This is a genomic window from Lysobacter sp. P5_B9 (assembly GCF_054049835.1).
Genome location: NZ_JBFULP010000002.1, coordinates 352743 through 370279, shown reverse-complemented (window position 1 = coordinate 370279; position 17537 = coordinate 352743). Strand labels below are relative to the sequence as shown.

Sequence of the window (17537 nt, the reverse complement as noted above, 5' to 3'; positions counted from 1 at the left end):
ACAGCCGCGAGAGTACAGCAAGGCCCCCTGTTCAGCTTTTGTCGACGTCACCCTTCCGGATACAGCGGGGGCAGCAGCGCTGGGGCCGGCTTGAGTGCATCACGCCAGCGCGGCCCGTGGACGAAGGCACTTTTCAGCACCTGGCGGGCGCTCACGCCGTCCCCGTTGCCCCAGCGCGCGCGTTGCAGGGCATCGAGCGCATCGCGCTGCCGGGGGTCGTCCAGTCGGGCGAGCAGTTCGTCGATGTCGCGCGCGGGCGGCGCAGCCATGGCCTGGAGGACGTCGGCGACGTCGCCGAGACTGCCGGTTTCCAGGGCACGTTTGAGTTCGGTCGAGGTGCGTGGTGGTAGTGGGGACGATGGCGCATCGCCCGGCGCGCGGGCACGCGAATGCGGCGCGTGTTGCGCGCGCTCATGCAGCCCCCAGACCAGGGTGAACAGCCACAGCGCCGCGAACAGCAGCGTGGCCAGAACCCAGCCGCGATCTGCGCCCCGGATGCCCGTCGGCGCCGGGGTCGCCTCGGTTGCCGCGGTCGCCCCGGTCGCATTCGCCACCGTGGCGGGCGCCGGCGTGCCATCGGCCGCGGCCACCGTCCACGACAGCGGCGGCAACGCGGCTGTGCGCCTCGCGCCCGCGCCCACGTCCCACCAGTCGATGCGCAGGCCCGACAGGCGGGCCGCGCCTGCCTGCGAGGGCACCAGCGAGAAGCGGCGGGTGAGCTTCACGCGCGGGCGGCCATCGCGGAATGTCTCGTCGGCCTGCACCGGATCGGCGAACACCTGCACGCCGTCGATCGGCGGTAGCTGCAGCTCCGGCATCTGCGCCGCGGTGACGCCGTCGGCGACGGCCTCGATGACGAGGGCACCGGCACTGCCTGCGCGCAGGTCGCGGGGCGAGGTCGCGTAGCGCAACTGCAGGTCGCGCAACGGCAACCATGGCTGGGGGGCATTGGCGGGTATGGGCTGTACCTGCAGGACGCGGACGGGCGCCTGCGCATTGAGCGCGCCGCCGCGATCGCCAAACAGCTCATCGAAGAAGCCGCCGGTGCCACGACCTTCGAACACGGCGCCGGGAATGCGCAGTTCCCCGCTGCGTTCGGGAATGAGCTGGTAGCGGCGCTCGATGACTTCGTAGCGGCGGCCGGCGACTTCGCGCGAATAGCGCGCGTCCTCGCCCACCTGCTGCAGCGAGGCCCCGTCCGGTTCGGCCTGGTCGAGCTGGCCCGAAAGCAGCGGCGCCGCCGAATACAGGCGCACGACCCAGCCCACTGCCTGCTGCACGTAGGGACTGGTGGCGTCGGGCTGGCTTTCGATGAAGACGTCATCGCCCGCGTGCGTAGGTACCGGTGCGGCGACGGCCTCGACCTGCAGGGTGAGCGGCTGGGTGCGCGCGCCACCGACATTGAGCGACGGAATCACGATCCGGCCGGCGCGGCGCGGCTGCAGGGCGACGGCAAACAGGCTGTGCACGCCGGTGTTGTCCATTCCGGTACGGCTGCTGCGTCCGCTGATGTTGAAGTCGCGCAGCAACGGGTCGTAGTCCGGGCGCGCCATGCCGTCGCTCTGGATGTTGAGGGTGACGGTTTCATTGGCGCCGATGCGATCGCGATCGAGCCATGCGCGCGTCTGCGCGAAAGCCGGCAGCGCCACCAGCATGAGCAGCAGGAAGGCAAGCGCGCGCTGCGCGTGTGATGACATCGGCTTCATGGTGTGGCCCTGCCCTGCGCCACCCGGCGTTCGTATTCGAGACGGAATTTCGCCCGCAGCAGCCCGCCCGGATCGTCCGGTACGCGCTTGAGCCAGGCTTCGTTGGCGAGCCGGCGCTCGCGTTGTTCCGGGGTTTCCTCGGCGCGGGCCTGCGCCTGCGATGCCTGCTTGCCATCGTGTCCGCGCGCCTGCTGCAGCGCGCGTTGCATGCGCTCGCGCTGGGCCCGGTCGGCCTGCTGCTGGGCCTGCGCATCCTGCGGCGAAGCGGCGGAAGGTTGCGCGTGCTCCTGCTTGTCCTGTGCCTGCTCCGGCTTGTCCTGTTGCGGCGTGCCTTGCTGCTGTCGTGGCGACGATTGCTGCTGCGCCTGCGAACCCGCCTTCGAGGCGGCATCCGGCTGTGCGGACGAGGGCTGGTTGGATTGGCCTTGCCCCTGCCCGCCCTGCGACTGCTGCTGGCCCTGCTGCGATCCGGATTGCTGCTGGCGCTTCATCGCGGCTTCCACCGCGCGCCGGTTGGCGATGGCGTCGGCCATGCCGGGCTGCTCTCGCAGTGCCCGGTCATAGGCCTCGATCGCCTGCGGATACTGCCCCGCCTTCGCCAATGCATTGCCGCGGTTGTAGTGCGCGGTGGCGGTGTCGATGCCCTGGTATTGCCTGGCGGCGGATGGGTAATCGCCGCTGCGATACGCCTGGTTGCCGCGCTGCATCCGCGCGTATTCGGCTTGGTCGGGGCGCCGCCACAGATCCGTCGCCTGCGCCTTGCCCAGTGGCAGTGCGAAGGACAGCACGAGCACCGCCAAGGCGCCGCCGCCGCGACGACGGAACGCCAGCAGCGCCACCAGCATCAACGGCGGCAGCAGCCAGTAGCCCTCGTCGCGCCACGCCAGTCCGGCCGTGCCCCTGCCGGCCGCGTCGGTCCGGCCCAGCTCGCGCAGGCCCGGATCGAGCAGGCCCAGCGCGCGCAGGTCGGCATCGTCGCCGGCAAGCGCCACGTAGCGGCCATTGCCGCTTGCCGCGAGCCTGCGCAACGAAGCCGCGTCCAGCCGCGCATTCGCGATCTCACCGGCGCTACGCCGGTAAGCGGCGCCGGCCTCGCTGCCCAGCCCCAGGGCGGACACGCGATAGCCCATGCCTGCGGCGTCGGTCGCTGCGGCAATCGCCGCCGCATCGGCGTGATCGGTCAGCACGACGATGTCGCCGCGCGTGGCCCCGGCCCGCTGCAGCAGTTGCGCGGACCATGCGATCGCATCGCCCGGGCGTTGCCCGTCGCGTGGCATCACGTCGGGCTGCAATTCATCGAGGAACAGGGCGACATTCGCGGCATCGTCTGTCAGCGGCGCCACGGTAAAGGCGTCGCCTGCAAAGGCGACGAGCGCGATCGGCCCGCAGGTGCGTTCGCGCAGCAGGGTAGCGAGCTTGGCGCGCGCCTGCGCCAGCCGGGACGGCGGCATGTCGGCAGCGAGCGACGCGCTCGACAGGTCCAGCGCGACGACCACGGGAGTGCGGCTCTGCCACAGCGGTTGCGTGGACTGGCGCCAACTCGGCCCCGCCAGCGCGAGTATCGCCAGCAGATAGCCGGCCGCCGCCAACCAGATGCCATGGCGGCTGCGGCGATCGCCACGTACATCGAGCAGATGCGGCAGCAGGTGTGGGTCGACCAGTCCACGCCAGGCACTCTGCTGCCGCTGGCGCTTTTTCCACCACCACGCGAGCAGGGGCAGGAGCAGCAACGCACCCAGCCACCCCGGGCGCAGGAAGTGCAGCGCACCCAGATCCTGCAGCAGCGCGGCGTAGTTCATGCGCGCCTCCGCGGCCACGCAAACGCAAGCAGGGCGCACGCGAGTGCCGCCGACAGCGGCCACGCATAGCGCTCCAGCTTCGGTCGCACGGCCTTGCCGGGGCGCCGGATCGGCTCCAGGCGGTCGATCTCCGCGTAGATGCCGGCCAATTCAGCGGTGTCGCGCGCACGGAAGAAACGACCGCCGGTCTGCTTGGCCACCATGCGCAGGGTCGCTTCGTCGATCTCGTCGCCGGCACCGGGCAGCGGCAGCTTGAATCCGAACACCGACAGCGAGCCTTCGCCGCCGAACGCAACGGCGTGCACGCGCACGTGCTCGCTCCGCGCCAGTTCGGCAGCCTTGCGTGGATCGAGCACCCCGGCGGTGTTGACGCCATCCGTCAGCATGATCAGCACGCGCTGTTCCGCCGGTTGCGTGCGCAGCCGTTTCACGGCCAGGCCGATGGCGTCGCCGATGGCGGTTTCCTGCCCCGCCAGCCCGACCACGCTGTCGTCGAGCTGCTCCCGTACCGAATCGCGGTCGAGCGTGAGCGGCGTCAACGCATAGGCGCGGCGACCGAACACCAGCAGACCGACCCGGTCGCCGGCACGACGGTCGAGGAAGTCGGCAAGCACCGCCTTTGCGGCGGTAAGGCGATCGACGGGACGACCGCCGAGCTCCATGTCGGGTTCGCTCATGCTGCCGGAAAGGTCGAGGGCAAGCATCAGGTCGCGGCCAACCTGCGGTGGCTGCACCGCTTCGCCGAACTGCTGCGGGCGCGCGGCGGCGATGCACAACAGGATCCACGCGAGCGCAATCAGTGGGTTCATACCGCTGCCGCGCAGGGCGTGCCCGCCAAGCTGCGCGATCGCGTCGAGGCGCGCGCCGTAAGGCACCTTGAGGGCAGCACCGGTCGTACGCGATGCCGGCAACAACCAGCGGGCCAGCAGCGGCAATGGCAACGCCAGCAGCAGCCATGGCCATGCAAACCAATCCCGCAACCCATCGAGGAAGGCCATCGATGGCATAGTCACTTCACCATCCAGGCGATGAAGCGCGCGCGCGCCAATGCCCTCAGCGCGGCGACGTCCTCGGCGTCGACGTCGCGCCTGAAGCCACCATCCAGCAGCAGGCGCCCGGCGCCCAGGCTGAAGGATTGACGCGCGTCGCCCGTGTCGAGCCAGGCCAGCCACGCCTCGCCCTGCAGCTTGTCGGCAAGCGGATTGCCGCGGCGCCCGGCGCGACGCAGCAGTTCCGACATCGCGGCGACCTGCGCCGGCAGATCGTTCGCTGCTTCCATCGCGCTATCGAACAGGTTTGCGAGGCGACGCTGTTTCCTGCGCTCGTGGTTGCGCCACGCCGCATAGGCCGCGCCGAGCACCAGCACCAGCGCGCCGGCGATCCACCAGCCCGGCGCCGGCGGCCACCACGGCGGAGCGATGCCCTGGTGGATATCCCGCAGCACGAGCGTGGGATCCGTCATCACGCCACCATCGGCCGCGCATGGCCGAGCAGCGGCAGCCATGATTCACTGGGCGCATCGGTCGGCAAGGCCTGCACGCGTATGCCACGCGCAGGCAGCGATGCGATCGCGGCTTCGACGGGGCTCGCGAATTCGCGCAGCCAACGCTGGTGTTGCGCGGCTGCCGCCAGGTCCAGTTCAAGGCGATGGCCATTGCTGCTGAAAGGCAGCACGCACTTCGGCGGCGCCGTTTCGAGCGGGTCGGTCAGCAGCAGGACGATGACCTCATGGTGCTGCGCCAGCGCGGGCCAGCGTTGCTCCGGCAGCGCAGCAACACTGCGTGGATCAGCCAGCAGAACGAGGCGCGAACCCGGCCGCAGCAGTCGTTGCGCATGGTCGAGCGTGACCGCGAGGCCCGTGTCTTCGGAGGGCGGCTGGGCGTACCAGCGCACCATGGCATCCAGCACGCGCAGCGCTCCGCGCGCTCCGGATGCTGGCGTAAGAGGCGCATCCCGCAGGCTGCCGCGCAATGCGGCGATGCGGTCGCCGTCGCGCGCGGCCGCCCATGCCGCCACGGCGCCGGCGCGTGCCGCCTGGACCGACTTGAAGCGCACGCGGGTACCGAAGTAAAGGGAGGGTGCGGTATCCGCGACGATCAGGGTCAGTCGCTCGCGTTCGGCCTGGAACAACTTGGTGTGCGCGCGTCCGGTCCGTGCGGTGAGGCGCCAGTCGATGTGGCGCGCGTCGTCGCCGGCGACGTAGTCCCGCGACTCGGCGTATTCCATGCCCCGGCCGCGTAGCGGCGATAGCGCTTGCCCGCTCGTACCGTGGCGTCCCAGGCGCGCATTGCGGCGGCCACTGGCGCTGCCGCGCAGGGCCACCAGTTCCGCCAGCGTCGGCGTAATGCCGTCGCCCGCCGTGGCGGCGTCTGTCTGCAAAGGCCCCGGTTGGACGTCTTGCGCGCGCATGCTCAGGGCAGCGGCACCTGCCGCAGCAGTTCGGCGACCAGGCGATCGCCATCCCAGCCTTCGGCGGTCGCCTCGTAGCTGGGCAGGATGCGATGACGCAACACGTCGGGCGCGATCGCGCGGACGTCATCGGGCGTCACGAAGTCACGTCCAGCCAGCCAGGCGTGCGCACGTGCGCAGCGTTCAAGCGCGATCGAACCACGCGGGCTCGCGCCCCAGGCGATGCGGCGCGCCAGCATGGCGTCATACCGTCGCGCATCGCGCGATGCGAGAACAAGCTCGATGAGATAGCGCTCCACCGCGGGTGCGACATGCAAGTCGAGTACGGCCGCGCGGGCGGCGAAGACATCGGCCTGCGGCATGCGCGGGATCGAGGACGGCGTCGCACGCGCGCTGGCGCGAGCGCGAGCGCGGGCGAGGCGCAGGATCTCGGTTTCGGTCGCCGCCTCGGGATAGCCGATGCGCACATGCATCAGGAAGCGGTCGAGCTGCGCCTCGGGCAGGGGAAAGGTTCCTTCCTGTTCGATCGGATTCTGCGTCGCCATCACCAGGAACAGCGGCGGCAATGCATACGTCTGCCTGCCCACGGTGACCTGGCGCTCGCCCATGGCCTCGAGCAGGGCCGATTGCACCTTGGCGGGTGCGCGGTTGATTTCATCGGCGAGCAGCAGCGGGTGGAAGATCGGCCCCGCCTGGAATTCGAAGCGGCCATCATGGGGACGCCATACCTCGGTGCCGGTGAGGTCCGCCGGCAGCAGGTCGGGCGTGAACTGGACGCGGGCGAAGTCGGCATCCAGGCGTTCGGCCAGTGCACGGATCGCGCTGGTCTTCGCCAGGCCGGGGGCACCCTCCACCAGCAGGTGTCCGTCGGCGAGCAGGGCAACCAGCAGCCGTTCGATCAGGCCGGACTGCCCCACGATTTCGGCGGACAAGGCCGCGCGCAGATCGCGGAACGCGTCGTGCAGCCGGCCCACGGCGCCGCCATGGGCACTACCAGGAATCTGCGGGATGCTGCTGTCCATCGGTCGCTCTCTGGCGGGTTGTGGCCATTTTGACCGAAGAATCGACACCGAGTTCGCGCGACCGTGCCGGATTCAGGCAGGCGACGGTCGTGGCTGAGCCAAAAAACAAACGGGGGCCTTGCGGCCCCCGTTGCTGACATTCGGATTTGCGTGCGATCAGCGCTGGGCGACCTGCAGGACCTTCGGCGTCACGAAGATGAGCAGTTCCGCCTTCTCCCGGTTCTTGCCCTTCTTCTTGAACAGATTGCCAAGGAAGGGAATGTCGCCGAGGAAGGGCACCTTCTGGATGTCGCTGCGATCGCGGAATTCGTACACGCCGCCGATCACCACGGTCTGCCCGTCTTCGATCAGCACCGCGGTGTTGACTTCGCGCTTGTTGATCAGCGGCACGCTGCCGATGGAGGCCTCGACGAAATCTTCGACCTCGTCCTTCTTCACGTTCATGTTGAGGAAGACGCGGCCGTCGTTGGTGATGGTCGGGGTGACCTTCATTTCCAGCAGGACGTCCTTGAACTGCACGGTCTGCTGCGCGACGTTGCCGCCCGCGCCCGCGCCCTGGGTCACCGTCACGTAGCCGACTTCCTGGCCTTGGCGGATCACCGCTTCACGCTGGTTGCTCGTGACGACGCGCGGATTGGAGATGACCTCGCCGCGGCCTTCTTCCTGCATCGCGGACAGCTCCACGTCCAGGAGATAGCCCGCGTTGAGGATCGACAGGCCCAACGATCCGGCCGGATTCGAGACCGGCAGGTTGACGTTGAGGTCACGCGTGGCCGTGAAGCCCTGGGCGCCCGACATCACTGCATTGGCTCGCGAAATGGCATTGGCAGCAGATGCTTCGGCGCTGCCGCCAAACCCGAGCGAGCTGCGATCGCCGTCCTTGCCGGAGGCGCCATTGATGCCGAACTTGGCACCGACTTCACGGGCAAACGTCTCGGTCGCGATCACGATGCGCGCTTCGATGATGACCTGGTCGACCGGGCGGTCGATGATCTTCACCAGCTCCCTGATCTGGGCGACCTTCTTCGGAATGTCGCTCACCATCAGCGTGTTGGTGCGCTCGTCTGCAACCAGGCGGCCACGCTGGGAGAGGAAGCCGTTGTCGTTCTGGTTGCCGGTGCCGCCTCCACTGCCGCCCTGGCCACCACCCGAGCTACCAATACCCTTGGCCTCGGTCAGGGCTTTGTAGATCGCCGCTGCGTTGTGGTAGTTGACCTGGATGTATTCGGTGACGAGATCGACGCGGTTGTCGAGCGCGATGCGCGCGTCTTCCTTGTCCTGCTCGTACTTGGCAATCTCCGACTGCGGCGCGATCCACACGACATTGCCGCTGCGGCGCTTGTCCAGGCCCTTGGCCTGCAGGACGATGTCCAGCGCCTGGTCCCACGGCACGTTGACCAGGCGCAGGGTGACATTGCCCTGGACCGTATCGGCCGCTACGACATTCAGGCCGGATTCTTCCGCGATCAACTGCAGGACGGTACGCACCGGCACATCCTGGAAGTTGAAGGTCACCGGGCGGCCGCTGTACGCGCGCGCAGGCGTGGCGGCGGCAGCGGGGGCGCCCACTGCACGCTGCTTCGCTCCGGCTGCGCGGGGAATGATCTCCACGATGTAGTCGCGGCCGGTCTGGTACGCCATCGACTCATAGGCGCCGTTGGTATTCAGTACCAGCTGCGTACCCGTGCCCGCCGAACGCGCGTCGATCGACTGCACCGGCGTGGCGAAGTCGGTCACGTTGAGGGGCTTCTGCAGGTTTGCCGGCAATTGCGCGTTGCCGACGTTGATGGTGACGGTCGAGCCTGTGCTGCGCAGATCCGGTGCGGCGCCATCGCCGCTGAAGCGCAGGATCAGCTTGCCCGCGCCGCCGTCGCCGCGCTTGAAGTCGATGTTCGACACCGAGATGGCGCCCGGCAATTGCTTCGCCGGGTCGTTGCTGGGCATGGGTGCGGTCGTCGGCGCAAGCTGGGCGACGAAGGTCGGCGTGAAGCTGCCTTGCGGCGCCGGCGTCGCAGCGTGTACGGCACCGAACCCGGCGAGCAGCCCGATTGCGAGGCCGATGCCGGTGCGCTTGGAGCGGTTGGCGTTGAAAACGGTCATCGTGTCATCCCCCAATCATTGATCTTCTAATGCGACCGACGCTGGACGTTCCAGCCAGCCACCCGCGCCATCCGGCACCAGTTCCACCAACTCGATGCGGTCTTCAAACACACCGGTCACGCGTCCGTCGCTCTGCCCCATGTAGTCCCCGGGGCGGACGCGATACGTAACCTTGTCCGGTGCCATCACCAACGCCACGACGCCCGCGCCGTGGCCCAACGTGCCCACCATGTCCAGGCTGTCGAGCGGGAACTGCTCGAGCGTCTGCCTGCGGCGCGCGCGATCGGGTCGGGGACCCGAGCTTGAGTCGGAATCCGTAAAGGCGGTGCTGAACGGATCGCGCAGCGCATAGGCGGCGTATTCGAATGTCTCGAATTGCTGCATTACGGGCAGCGGTTCGAGCGGCGGCGCCGGACGTGCCTTGACCTCGGCCACCCACTTTTCCAGGTTCGGTGCATCGCCCGGCGTGCTGGTGATACCGCGGGTGCAGCCGACAAGGGCCAGCGCCAGTGCGGCACCGAAGAGGACTCGACGTCCCACGTTGCTCAGGCTATCAGGATGTCCAAGCATCTCAGGCCCCCCCCTGGGTGCCGCCGCTGGTGCCGGAAGCCTTGGCTGCGGCTTCCTGTTCGGCGACTTCTTCTTCGTCCAGGTATCGATACGTTTTCACCGTACCGGCGAGCTCCAGCGGGCTGTTGGGCGTAATCGGAATGGGCTTGCCGGATTTGTCCTTGTCGCGAGGCTTCAGCGAGATGTCGTGCATGGTCATGATGACCACGCGCGGCAGCGTCGCCACGCCGCTTACGAAGCCGCCAAACTGGTGGTAGGTGCCCACCATGCGCAGCGCGATCGGCTTCTCGGCGTAGAACTCCTTGGGGATTTCCGGGCCGGGCTGGAAAAGCTCGTTGGTGATGCCGGTCGCCAACGCCGTCTGCGAAATATCGACGATCAGGTCGGGCATCTCCGTCTTGCTCGGCAACTGGCGCAACATCTGCTTGAGCTGCTCTTCCATCTGCGCGAGTTGCTGCTTGAGCGGCTCGAGGTTGGCGGCGCGGCCCTGCTTGGTTTCGAATTCCTGGCGCAGCTCGGTTTCCTTGCTTTCGAGGCTCTTCAGCTCGTCCAGCTTGTCGCGGACGAAGAGCCACCAGCCCAGGAAGATGATCAGCAGGGCGACGATGACGCAGAAGCCCACCTTGGCCTGCTGCGGCCAGGAGCCCATGTTGTTGAAGTCGAGTTCCCGCAGCGAGAATTTCTTGGCGCTCACGAGGCGGCTCCTTGTTTCACTGGGGCTGCAGCCGGAGGATTGGTGGGTGCGGGTGCCGCACCGGCGGGGGGAGTCGCCGGGGCATCCGGCACGCCATCGCCGTTCTCGTCCTTGGGCGCGTTCGGGTCGGCCAGCTTGACCGTCAGCTTGAACTCGTTCGGCAGCGCCTTGTCCTCACCCTTGGCTTCGATGATCGACAGGTCCGGCTTGGTCATCCAGCCCGAGCCTTCGAGGTTGCGCATGTAGGTACTGACGCGGGCGTTGGACTGCGCGCGACCCTCCAGCGTCAGGGTGTCCTCGTCCTGCTTGATCGAAGTCAGGATCACGCCATCGGGAATGGTGCGGACCAGCGAATCGAACAGATGCACCATCTGCGAGCGGTTGGCCTGCAGCTTCTCGATGATTTCCTTGCGTGCAAGGAGCTTGGCCTTCTTCTCGTCGAGCAGCTTGATTTCGTCGATCTGCTTCTGCACCAGCGTGATCTGGTCGGTCAGATACTGGTTGCGTTCGTTCTGGCCGCTGATCTGCGCCTTGTAGTAACCGACCAAAAGGAACGACAGCAGGACCGCACCCAGTGCCGACATGGCAAGCAGGATGCTGAATTCCTTCTGGCGCTGCTTGCGCCGTTCGGCGCGCCACGGGAGGAGGTTGATCCGTGCCATCAGTCGAAGCTCCTCAGGGCGAGGCCGCAGGCAATCATCAGCGCGGGGGCATCCTGCGCCAGCGCGTGCGCCTGCACGCGGGGACCGAGCGTCATGTGCGCCAGCGGATTGGCGACGAGAGTCGGGACGCCGAGTTGCTCCTCGACCATCTGGGCGATGCCCGGTATGGCCGCATTGCCGCCGGCGAGCACGATCTGGTCGACACGATTGAATTCACTGCCGGCATAGAAGAACTGCAGCAGGCGGCTGACCTGCTGGACCATGGCTTCCTTGAAAGGCTCGAGCACTTCGGCCTGGTAGCTTTCCGGCAAGCCACCCTGGCGCTTGGCCAGGCCGGCTTCTTCGTAGCTCAGGCCATACCGGCGCATGACTTCGTCGGTGAGTTGCTTCCCGCCGAAGACCTGCTCGCGGCTGTAGAGGCTGCRGCCATTGCGAAGCACGTTGAGCGTGGTCATGGTCGCGCCGGAGTCGATCAGCGCGGTGAGGCCGTCGCGCGGGCCACTTAGCTGGTTGGCAAGCAGCGCGAATGCGTTTTCGATCGCGAATGCCTCGACGTCCATGACCTTCGGGGTCAGGCCGCCGATTTCCAGGGCAGACGAGCGCAACTCGACGTTTTCAGAGCGCGATGCGGCGAGCAGCACCTGCAGGGTTCCGGGGTTGTTCGGCATCGGGCCGAGCACCTCGAAGTCGAGGTTCACTTCCTCGATGGGGTACGGCACGTAGTTGACCGCTTCGAGTTCGACCTGGGACTCGAGGTCGTCCTCATCCAGGTCGGCCGGCATCGGGATCACCTTGGTGATGACCGATGACCCCGCGACAGCAGCGGCGGCGTATTTGATCCTGGTGCCCGAGCGGTTGACCGCGCGCTTGATCGCTTCGCCCACCGCCTCGACTTCGACGATGTTCTTCTCGACCACGGCGTTAGGCGGCAGCGGCTCGACCGCATAGTGCTCGACGCGATAGCGGTCGCCAGCCCGGGAGAGCTGCAACAGCTTGACCGCAGTCGAACTGATATCCACGCCGACGAGGGTCGGCTGGCCTTTTGTGACAATCCCCACGATTTTTCTCCCCATGCCACAAGCGCTTACGCGCACTTCGTGTGGCCCTGCCTTAAATATCGGACTTTCCCCGGGCTGGCAACTCCCCCCTACCGGGAACTGCCAACCAGACCGCTTTTCCTCTGAACGCCGAACCGGAACCGGAACGGCCTCGACAGCCCAGCAACCCCAACAAGAACCCCCTTCCGGCCCGGGTCCACCCAACCCGTGCCATCCCGCCAGTGCCGCGATCCCGGAGTCCCGCGGAGAGCGCGGGTTTCGCCGGCAGCGGCTTCGATCACTGCCGCTCCCCCCGATCTGCGCAACGCGGCACCGTTCACTTGCCCGTGTGCAGCCGGCGATTGCAGTCGCCGGGCAACGCACGTTGCATTCCATTCCGGGCAATCCATTCCGGTGCCCTTACTCGCCTCCTCTATACTCCTCGCCTACAACACCCGCAATCCTCGCTGCACAGGAATTCCGCTTCGATGCCCCGTTTACGTCGCTTGCTGCGCTGGTCGCTGATCGCGGCCGCCAGCGTGGTCCTGCTTGGCGCCACCGCGCTGGGCATCCTGTACTTCCTTATCGCTCCCAAGCTGCCGGACGTGGAAACCCTGCGTACGGTCGAGTTGCAGGAGCCGATGTACGTCTACTCGCGCGACGGCCGGTTGATGGCCCTCTTCGGCGAGACCCGGCGCTATCCGATCAACATCGAAGAAGTGCCCAACCATCTCAAGCAGGCCTTCCTGGCCGCCGAGGATGCCCGCTTCTATAAGCATCATGGCGTCGACTACAAGGGCATCGCCCGCGCGATGTGGCTGCTGGCGACCACCAACGACAAGCGCGTGCCGGGCGGCTCCACCATCACCCAGCAGGTCGCACGCCAGTTCTTCCTGAGCCAGGAGTACAGCTACAAGCGGAAGCTCGCCGAGATGATGCTGGCAATGCGCATCGAGAACGAGCTGAGCAAGGACGAGATTTTCGAGCTGTATCTCAACAAGAGCTTCTTCGGCCACCGCGCCTACGGCGTGGGAGCGGCAGCCGAGTTCTATTACGGCAAGAAGTTGAACCAGCTTTCGCTGGACGAAATGGCATCGCTTGCGGCCATCCCCAAGTTCCCGTCCACCGCGAACCCGCTCAGCAACCCTGCCCGCGCCAAGGAACGCCGCGACGTATACATCCTGCAGCGGATGGCGCAGCTGAAGTACATCAGCCAGGCCGAAGCAGACGCCGCCATGGCGGTGCCGATGCACGCGTCGCCGCACGAACGCCCGGTCGAGGTCAATGCGCCGTACGTGGCCGAAATGGTGCGGCAGGAAATGGTCGCCCGGTACGGCGCCGAGGCGTTGACCAAGGGCTACCACGTCATCACCACCATCGACCCGGTCCTGCAGGCCGCCGCCGACCGGGCGATCCGCGCTGGCCTGCGTACCTACGACCTGCGCCACGGCTGGCACGGTGTCGAGCAGCACTTCGACCTGGCCGACGGCGAGGATGAAGCCACGATGCTCGCCCGCCTTCGGGACGTCTCCTCCCAGGCGGACCTGCTGCCGGCGCTGGTACTCAGCGTCGCCGACGGCGGCGCGCGGGTGATGCTCGCCGACGGCCGCCAGATCGAGCTGGGCGCCGACCAGGGCTGGAATGGCCAGGCACCCGCCACGCTCGTGAAGCGCGGCGATCTCGTCCGGGTGCTTCGCAGCGAAACGGCCGCCGCCGCGTCCGATGCTCCGGCGGGCACTGCAAGCAAGCCCGCCGGCCCAGCCGCCATCCGCTACTCGCTCAACCAGCTGCCGCGTGCGCAGTCGGCCCTGGTATCGCTGGAGCCTGGCAATGGCGCATTGCGCGCGCTGTCGGGCGGCTACAGCTTCGCGGGCAACAAATTCAATCGCGCCACGCAGGCGCGCCGCCAGCCCGGCTCCAGTTTCAAGCCGTTCGTATACGCAGCGGCCTTCGAGCGCGGCTTCAATCCCGCGTCGGTCGTACTCGACGCACCCGTCGTCTTCAAGGACCGGCGCGGCCACCTGTGGCGCCCGCAGAACGACACCGGCAACTTCGCCGGCCCGATGCGCCTGCGCGAAGCGATGGTGCAGTCCCGCAACCTGGTGTCGGTACGCCTGCTCGACGCGATCGGTGTCGACTATGCGCGCAAGTACATAAGCCACCTCGGCTTCGAGGAAAAGGAACTGCCGCCGAACCTGTCGATGTCGCTGGGCACCGCTTCATTGACGCCGCTTTCGGTGGCGCGCGGTTTCTCGGTGTTCGCCAACGGCGGCTTCCTGGTGACGCCGTGGTTCATCGATGAAGTGCGCGACAGCAACGGCGCCGTGCTTTTCAAGGAGAAGCCGGCCACCGCATGTCCCGACTGCGACTTTGGCTCCGCCGGCAAGGTGGTTGCGGCGACAGCCGCCTCGTCCACGGATGTCGATGGCTTCGACCTCGGTCCACGCGGCAGTGGCACGCCGGCCGTCAAGGAAGCCGACAAGAGCAAGCCGAAAGACATCAAGGCACCGCCGGCGGACATGGTGGTGGCGCCGCGCGCCATCGACAATCGCATCGCCTACCAGATCGTTTCGATGCTGCGCGATGTGGTGCTGCGCGGTACCGGCACGCCGGCCAAGGTGCTGGGGCGCGAGGACATCGGCGGCAAGACAGGCTCGACCAACGACCACCGCGACGCCTGGTTCTCCGGCATCGGCGGCCCGTTCGTCACCACGGTCTGGGTGGGCCGCGACGACTACAAGTCGCTGGGCTATCGTGAATATGGCGGCAAGGCCGCGTTGCCGATCTGGATCGATTACATGCGTATTGCCCTCGATGGCAAACCCATCGCGGTCAACGAGCCACCCAATGGCATGGTCAAGGTATCGGTCGCCGCCAATGGCGCGCTGTTGCCGGAAGGCACGGGCGGCGTACTCGAGTGGGTGAAGGCCGAGGACCTCGACCGCATGGAAACCTACGTCGACTACGGCCCACAGGACGCCGTACCGGCCGAGGAATCCTTCGACATCTTCTGACCGGCGCTTTCGACGGGAGATCCCCGGCACCAGACACGCGAAGCGGGCTCCGGCCCGCTTCGTTGTTTTTGCCGCAGGGATTCGTGGCGCGGCCGTAACCGGCCTTTCGGCAATTCCTGATTCACTCCTCCCATGCTAGCGTTGACCCTTGCCAGCTCCTGCTGGCCGCGGCGAAACCGCTCGCCGTCGTCGTGCCAGCCGCGGAGGTCGTCATGCGCCACGCCCGACAGCACGCCCAGCAACATGCACAGAGCCGCACGCATGAGCGGCGCCGCAGCCTCGCCCACGAAGCCGCGCGCCTGATGGCCGAAGGCGGCATCCGTGACTACCACCAGGCCAAGCTCAAGGCGGCGCAGCGCCTGGGAATCTTCGACGATGCCTCGCTGCCGCGTAACCGCGAGATCGAGGACGCGCTGCGCGAGTACCAGCGCCTGTTCCAGCGCGAGAACGTCGTCGAATTGCGGATTCGCCGCGAAGCGGCTTTGCGCGCGCTCGAGTTCTTTGCCGACTTCGATCCGCGCCTGGTCGGCCCGGTGCTCGAAGGCACCGCCGACGCGCGTAGCGCCGTCGCCCTGCACCTGCACAGCGACGATCCCGAGGCGGTGCACCGCCATCTCGAGCACAGCGGCATTCCCGCGGAGTCGCGCAACCGCCGCATCCGCCTCGACCGCGAACGCAGCGACGACTTTCCGGTGTGGGTGTTCAGTGCCGAGGGCTTGCCCATCGATCTCACCGTGCTGCCGCGCGACGTGCTGCGCCAGGCGCCGCTGTCCGGCATCGACGAAAAGCCGATGAGGCGCGCCTCGCTGGCGCAACTGCGCCAGCTGCTGGCCGATGAGGAAATTGCCGGTTACGAGCACGAGCATCGCTGAGCGGCGCTTGTGCGGGGCTTGTGCGGGGACGTCGTGCCCGCCTCGGATTGTTGTGCAGCCAACCCAGGAGTGAACGCATGTACGTGAGGTTTTCCTTGCGCGGGAAAGTGATGGCCGCTGTCGCGGCCACCTTCGTCGCGAGCGCCGCATCGGTTGCCGCCCCGGTCCACGCCAGCGACAGCGACAGCGACAGCAGCGAACTGTCCGCGATCCGGGCGGAGGTTGCCCGCCACCATGACGAAACGGTCAAGCGCCTCCAGGACTGGATCGCGCAACCGGCGATAGCCGCGGAGGACCGGGGCTATCCCGCCGGCGCGGAATACATGGCGAAACTCGCGCGCGATGCCGGCTTCCAGCAGGTATCGATCGTGGACACCGAGGGCAAGCCGGGCGTCTTCGCGACGCTCGACGCCGGCGCCGCCAAGACGGTGGGCCTGTACTTCATGTACGACGTCAAGCAATTCGATCCGGCGGAATGGACCTCGCCCCCGCTGGAGGCTCGCCTGGCCGACAAGCCAGGCCTGGGCAAGGTGCTGATCGGCCGCGGTGCGGTCAACCAGAAAGGCCCGGAGGTGGCATTCCTGGCCGCCCTGCACGCGATCCGCGCGGCCGGCGGGAAGTCGCCAGTGAACCTGGTGCTGGTGGCGGAAGGCGAAGAGGAAATCGGCTCGCCGCACATCGGCCAGATCGTGCAACGTCCCGAGGTGCAGGCCGCACTCGCCAAGACGGTCGGCGTGTTCATGCCCTCGGCAATGCAGGGCATCGACGGCGTGGTCACCGTCAACCTGGGCTCGAAGGGCGTGGTCGAACTGGAGCTGGTGTCGAGCGGCGAGAAATGGGGTCGCGGCCCCGGCAAGGACATCCACTCCTCGCTCAAGGCCATGGTGGATAGCCCGGCCTGGCACCTGGTGAAGGCACTCGACAGCCTGGTGTCCGATGATGGCAACACCATCGCCGTCGATGGCTATCCCAAGCCGCTGCCGCTCAGCGAGTCCGAGCGTCGCATGATTGCCGTGGCATCCCAGCGCCGCAGCGAGGCACAGGCCAAGCAGCAGCTCGGCCTGCAACGCTGGATCGACGACCTGCCGTGGCAGCAGGCCAACGAGCGTCTGGAATCGCAGCCGACCATCAACATCGAAGGCCTCGTCGGCGGCTATACCGGCGTCGGCGGCAAGACCGTGCTGCCCCACCGCGCCGTGGCCAAACTCGACATGCGCCTGGTGCCCGGCATGACCAGGGACGAAGCCGTGGCCGCGTTGAAGGCCCATCTGGCCAAGCGCGGCTTCGGCGATATCGAAGTCAATGTGTCCGGCGGCTACGACCCCACCAGCACCTCTCCCGACGCCCCGCTCATCCAGGCCCAGATCGCCACGCTCAAGAAAGCCGGCATCGACCCCGTGCTGTGGCCACGCAACGCGGGCTCATATCCCGGCTACGTGTTCACCGGTGCGCCGCTGAAGCTGGCCGCCGGACATTTCGGCCTCGGGCACGGCAGCGGCGCACATGGCCCGGACGAGTACTACCTGATCGAATCCACCAACCCCAAGCTGCAAGGCATCGACGGAGCGACCATGTCCTTCGTCGAATATCTGTACGAACTCGCGAACTGACCCCGCGCCGGGCCGACAAAAAAGAACGCCCCGACGAATCGG

Annotated in this window: 14 protein-coding genes; 3 read left to right on the top strand and 11 right to left on the bottom strand. The window is 67.4% G+C overall.

Annotation, left to right across the window (positions count from 1 at the left end; all coding sequences use genetic code 11):
• Positions 1–47: 47 nt before the first annotated feature.
• From ACXJJ9_RS06845 to ACXJJ9_RS06795, 11 genes are all read right to left on the bottom strand, one after another.
• Positions 48–1706, bottom strand: a complete 1659-nt coding sequence (locus ACXJJ9_RS06845; RefSeq protein ID WP_457096455.1) for a BatD family protein — start codon at positions 1704–1706, stop codon at positions 48–50.
• On the bottom strand, positions 1703–3505 hold the full coding sequence (locus ACXJJ9_RS06840) for a tetratricopeptide repeat protein (RefSeq protein ID WP_457096454.1): 1803 nt from the start codon (positions 3503–3505) through the stop codon (positions 1703–1705). The genes ACXJJ9_RS06845 and ACXJJ9_RS06840 overlap by 4 nt, the downstream gene beginning before the upstream one ends.
• Positions 3502–4512, bottom strand: coding sequence for a vWA domain-containing protein (locus ACXJJ9_RS06835; RefSeq protein WP_457096600.1), 1011 nt, complete (start codon positions 4510–4512; stop codon positions 3502–3504). Before ACXJJ9_RS06835 ends, ACXJJ9_RS06840 begins: the two co-directional genes overlap by 4 nt.
• A gap of 2 nt (positions 4513–4514) precedes the next feature.
• Positions 4515–4967, bottom strand: a complete 453-nt coding sequence (locus ACXJJ9_RS06830; RefSeq protein ID WP_457096453.1) for a DUF4381 domain-containing protein — start codon at positions 4965–4967, stop codon at positions 4515–4517.
• Positions 4967–5914, bottom strand: coding sequence for a DUF58 domain-containing protein (locus tag ACXJJ9_RS06825; RefSeq protein ID WP_457096452.1), 948 nt, complete (start codon positions 5912–5914; stop codon positions 4967–4969). The genes ACXJJ9_RS06830 and ACXJJ9_RS06825 overlap by 1 nt, the downstream gene beginning before the upstream one ends.
• A 2-nt stretch (positions 5915–5916) precedes the next feature.
• Complete coding sequence (locus tag ACXJJ9_RS06820; RefSeq protein ID WP_457096451.1) at positions 5917–6936, bottom strand: AAA family ATPase; 1020 nt, start codon at positions 6934–6936, stop codon at positions 5917–5919.
• 156 nt (positions 6937–7092) lie between these two features.
• The gene (locus tag ACXJJ9_RS06815; RefSeq protein ID WP_457096599.1) at positions 7093–8880 is read right to left on the bottom strand and encodes a type IV pilus secretin PilQ; all 1788 of its coding nucleotides are present in this window, start codon (positions 8878–8880) and stop codon (positions 7093–7095) included.
• 171 nt (positions 8881–9051) lie between these two features.
• Entirely contained in the window at positions 9052–9576 is a 525-nt protein-coding gene (locus tag ACXJJ9_RS06810; RefSeq protein WP_457096450.1) for a pilus assembly protein PilP, read from the bottom strand.
• A gap of 31 nt (positions 9577–9607) precedes the next feature.
• On the bottom strand, positions 9608–10300 hold the full coding sequence (locus tag ACXJJ9_RS06805; protein WP_457096449.1) for a type 4a pilus biogenesis protein PilO: 693 nt from the start codon (positions 10298–10300) through the stop codon (positions 9608–9610).
• Positions 10297–10962 carry a PilN domain-containing protein gene (locus tag ACXJJ9_RS06800; protein WP_457096448.1) on the bottom strand — a complete coding sequence of 222 codons (666 nt, stop codon included), beginning with the start codon at positions 10960–10962 and terminating at the stop codon, positions 10297–10299. Before ACXJJ9_RS06800 ends, ACXJJ9_RS06805 begins: the two co-directional genes overlap by 4 nt.
• Positions 10962–12035, bottom strand: coding sequence for a pilus assembly protein PilM (locus ACXJJ9_RS06795; RefSeq protein WP_457096447.1), 1074 nt, complete (start codon positions 12033–12035; stop codon positions 10962–10964). Before ACXJJ9_RS06795 ends, ACXJJ9_RS06800 begins: the two co-directional genes overlap by 1 nt.
• Positions 12036–12487: 452 nt before the next feature.
• Here ACXJJ9_RS06795 and ACXJJ9_RS06790 point away from each other — a divergent pair, with 452 nt between their 5' ends.
• The 3 genes from ACXJJ9_RS06790 to ACXJJ9_RS06780 all read left to right on the top strand — a co-directional run bounded on the left by ACXJJ9_RS06790 (position 12488) and on the right by ACXJJ9_RS06780 (position 17495).
• Positions 12488–15013, top strand: a complete 2526-nt coding sequence (locus ACXJJ9_RS06790; RefSeq protein WP_457096446.1) for a penicillin-binding protein 1A — start codon at positions 12488–12490, stop codon at positions 15011–15013.
• Positions 15014–15225: 212 nt separating this feature from the next.
• Positions 15226–15885, top strand: a complete 660-nt coding sequence (locus ACXJJ9_RS06785) for a hypothetical protein (RefSeq protein WP_457096445.1) — start codon at positions 15226–15228, stop codon at positions 15883–15885.
• Between the two features lie 77 nt (positions 15886–15962).
• On the top strand, positions 15963–17495 hold the full coding sequence (locus ACXJJ9_RS06780) for a M20/M25/M40 family metallo-hydrolase (RefSeq protein WP_457096444.1): 1533 nt from the start codon (positions 15963–15965) through the stop codon (positions 17493–17495).
• The last annotated feature ends 42 nt before the right edge of the window (positions 17496–17537 follow it).

Bases quoted from the DNA above. Each gene is read 5' to 3' on its own strand.
- ACXJJ9_RS06845 (WP_457096455.1), bottom strand. From the start codon at position 1,706: ATGAAGCCGATGTCATCACACGCGCAGCGCGCGCTTGCCTTCCTGCTG.
- ACXJJ9_RS06840 (WP_457096454.1), bottom strand. From the start codon at position 3,505: ATGAACTACGCCGCGCTGCTGCAGGATCTGGGTGCGCTGCACTTCCTG.
- ACXJJ9_RS06835 (WP_457096600.1), bottom strand. From the start codon at position 4,512: ATGCCATCGATGGCCTTCCTCGATGGGTTGCGGGATTGGTTTGCATGG.
- ACXJJ9_RS06830 (WP_457096453.1), bottom strand. From the start codon at position 4,967: ATGACGGATCCCACGCTCGTGCTGCGGGATATCCACCAGGGCATCGCT.
- ACXJJ9_RS06825 (WP_457096452.1), bottom strand. From the start codon at position 5,914: ATGCGCGCGCAAGACGTCCAACCGGGGCCTTTGCAGACAGACGCCGCC.
- ACXJJ9_RS06820 (WP_457096451.1), bottom strand. From the start codon at position 6,936: ATGGACAGCAGCATCCCGCAGATTCCTGGTAGTGCCCATGGCGGCGCC.
- ACXJJ9_RS06815 (WP_457096599.1), bottom strand. From the start codon at position 8,880: ATGCCCAGCAACGACCCGGCGAAGCAATTGCCGGGCGCCATCTCGGTG.
- ACXJJ9_RS06800 (WP_457096448.1), bottom strand. From the start codon at position 10,962: ATGGCACGGATCAACCTCCTCCCGTGGCGCGCCGAACGGCGCAAGCAG.
- ACXJJ9_RS06790 (WP_457096446.1), top strand. From the start codon at position 12,488: ATGCCCCGTTTACGTCGCTTGCTGCGCTGGTCGCTGATCGCGGCCGCC.
- ACXJJ9_RS06785 (WP_457096445.1), top strand. From the start codon at position 15,226: ATGCGCCACGCCCGACAGCACGCCCAGCAACATGCACAGAGCCGCACG.
- ACXJJ9_RS06780 (WP_457096444.1), top strand. From the start codon at position 15,963: ATGTACGTGAGGTTTTCCTTGCGCGGGAAAGTGATGGCCGCTGTCGCG.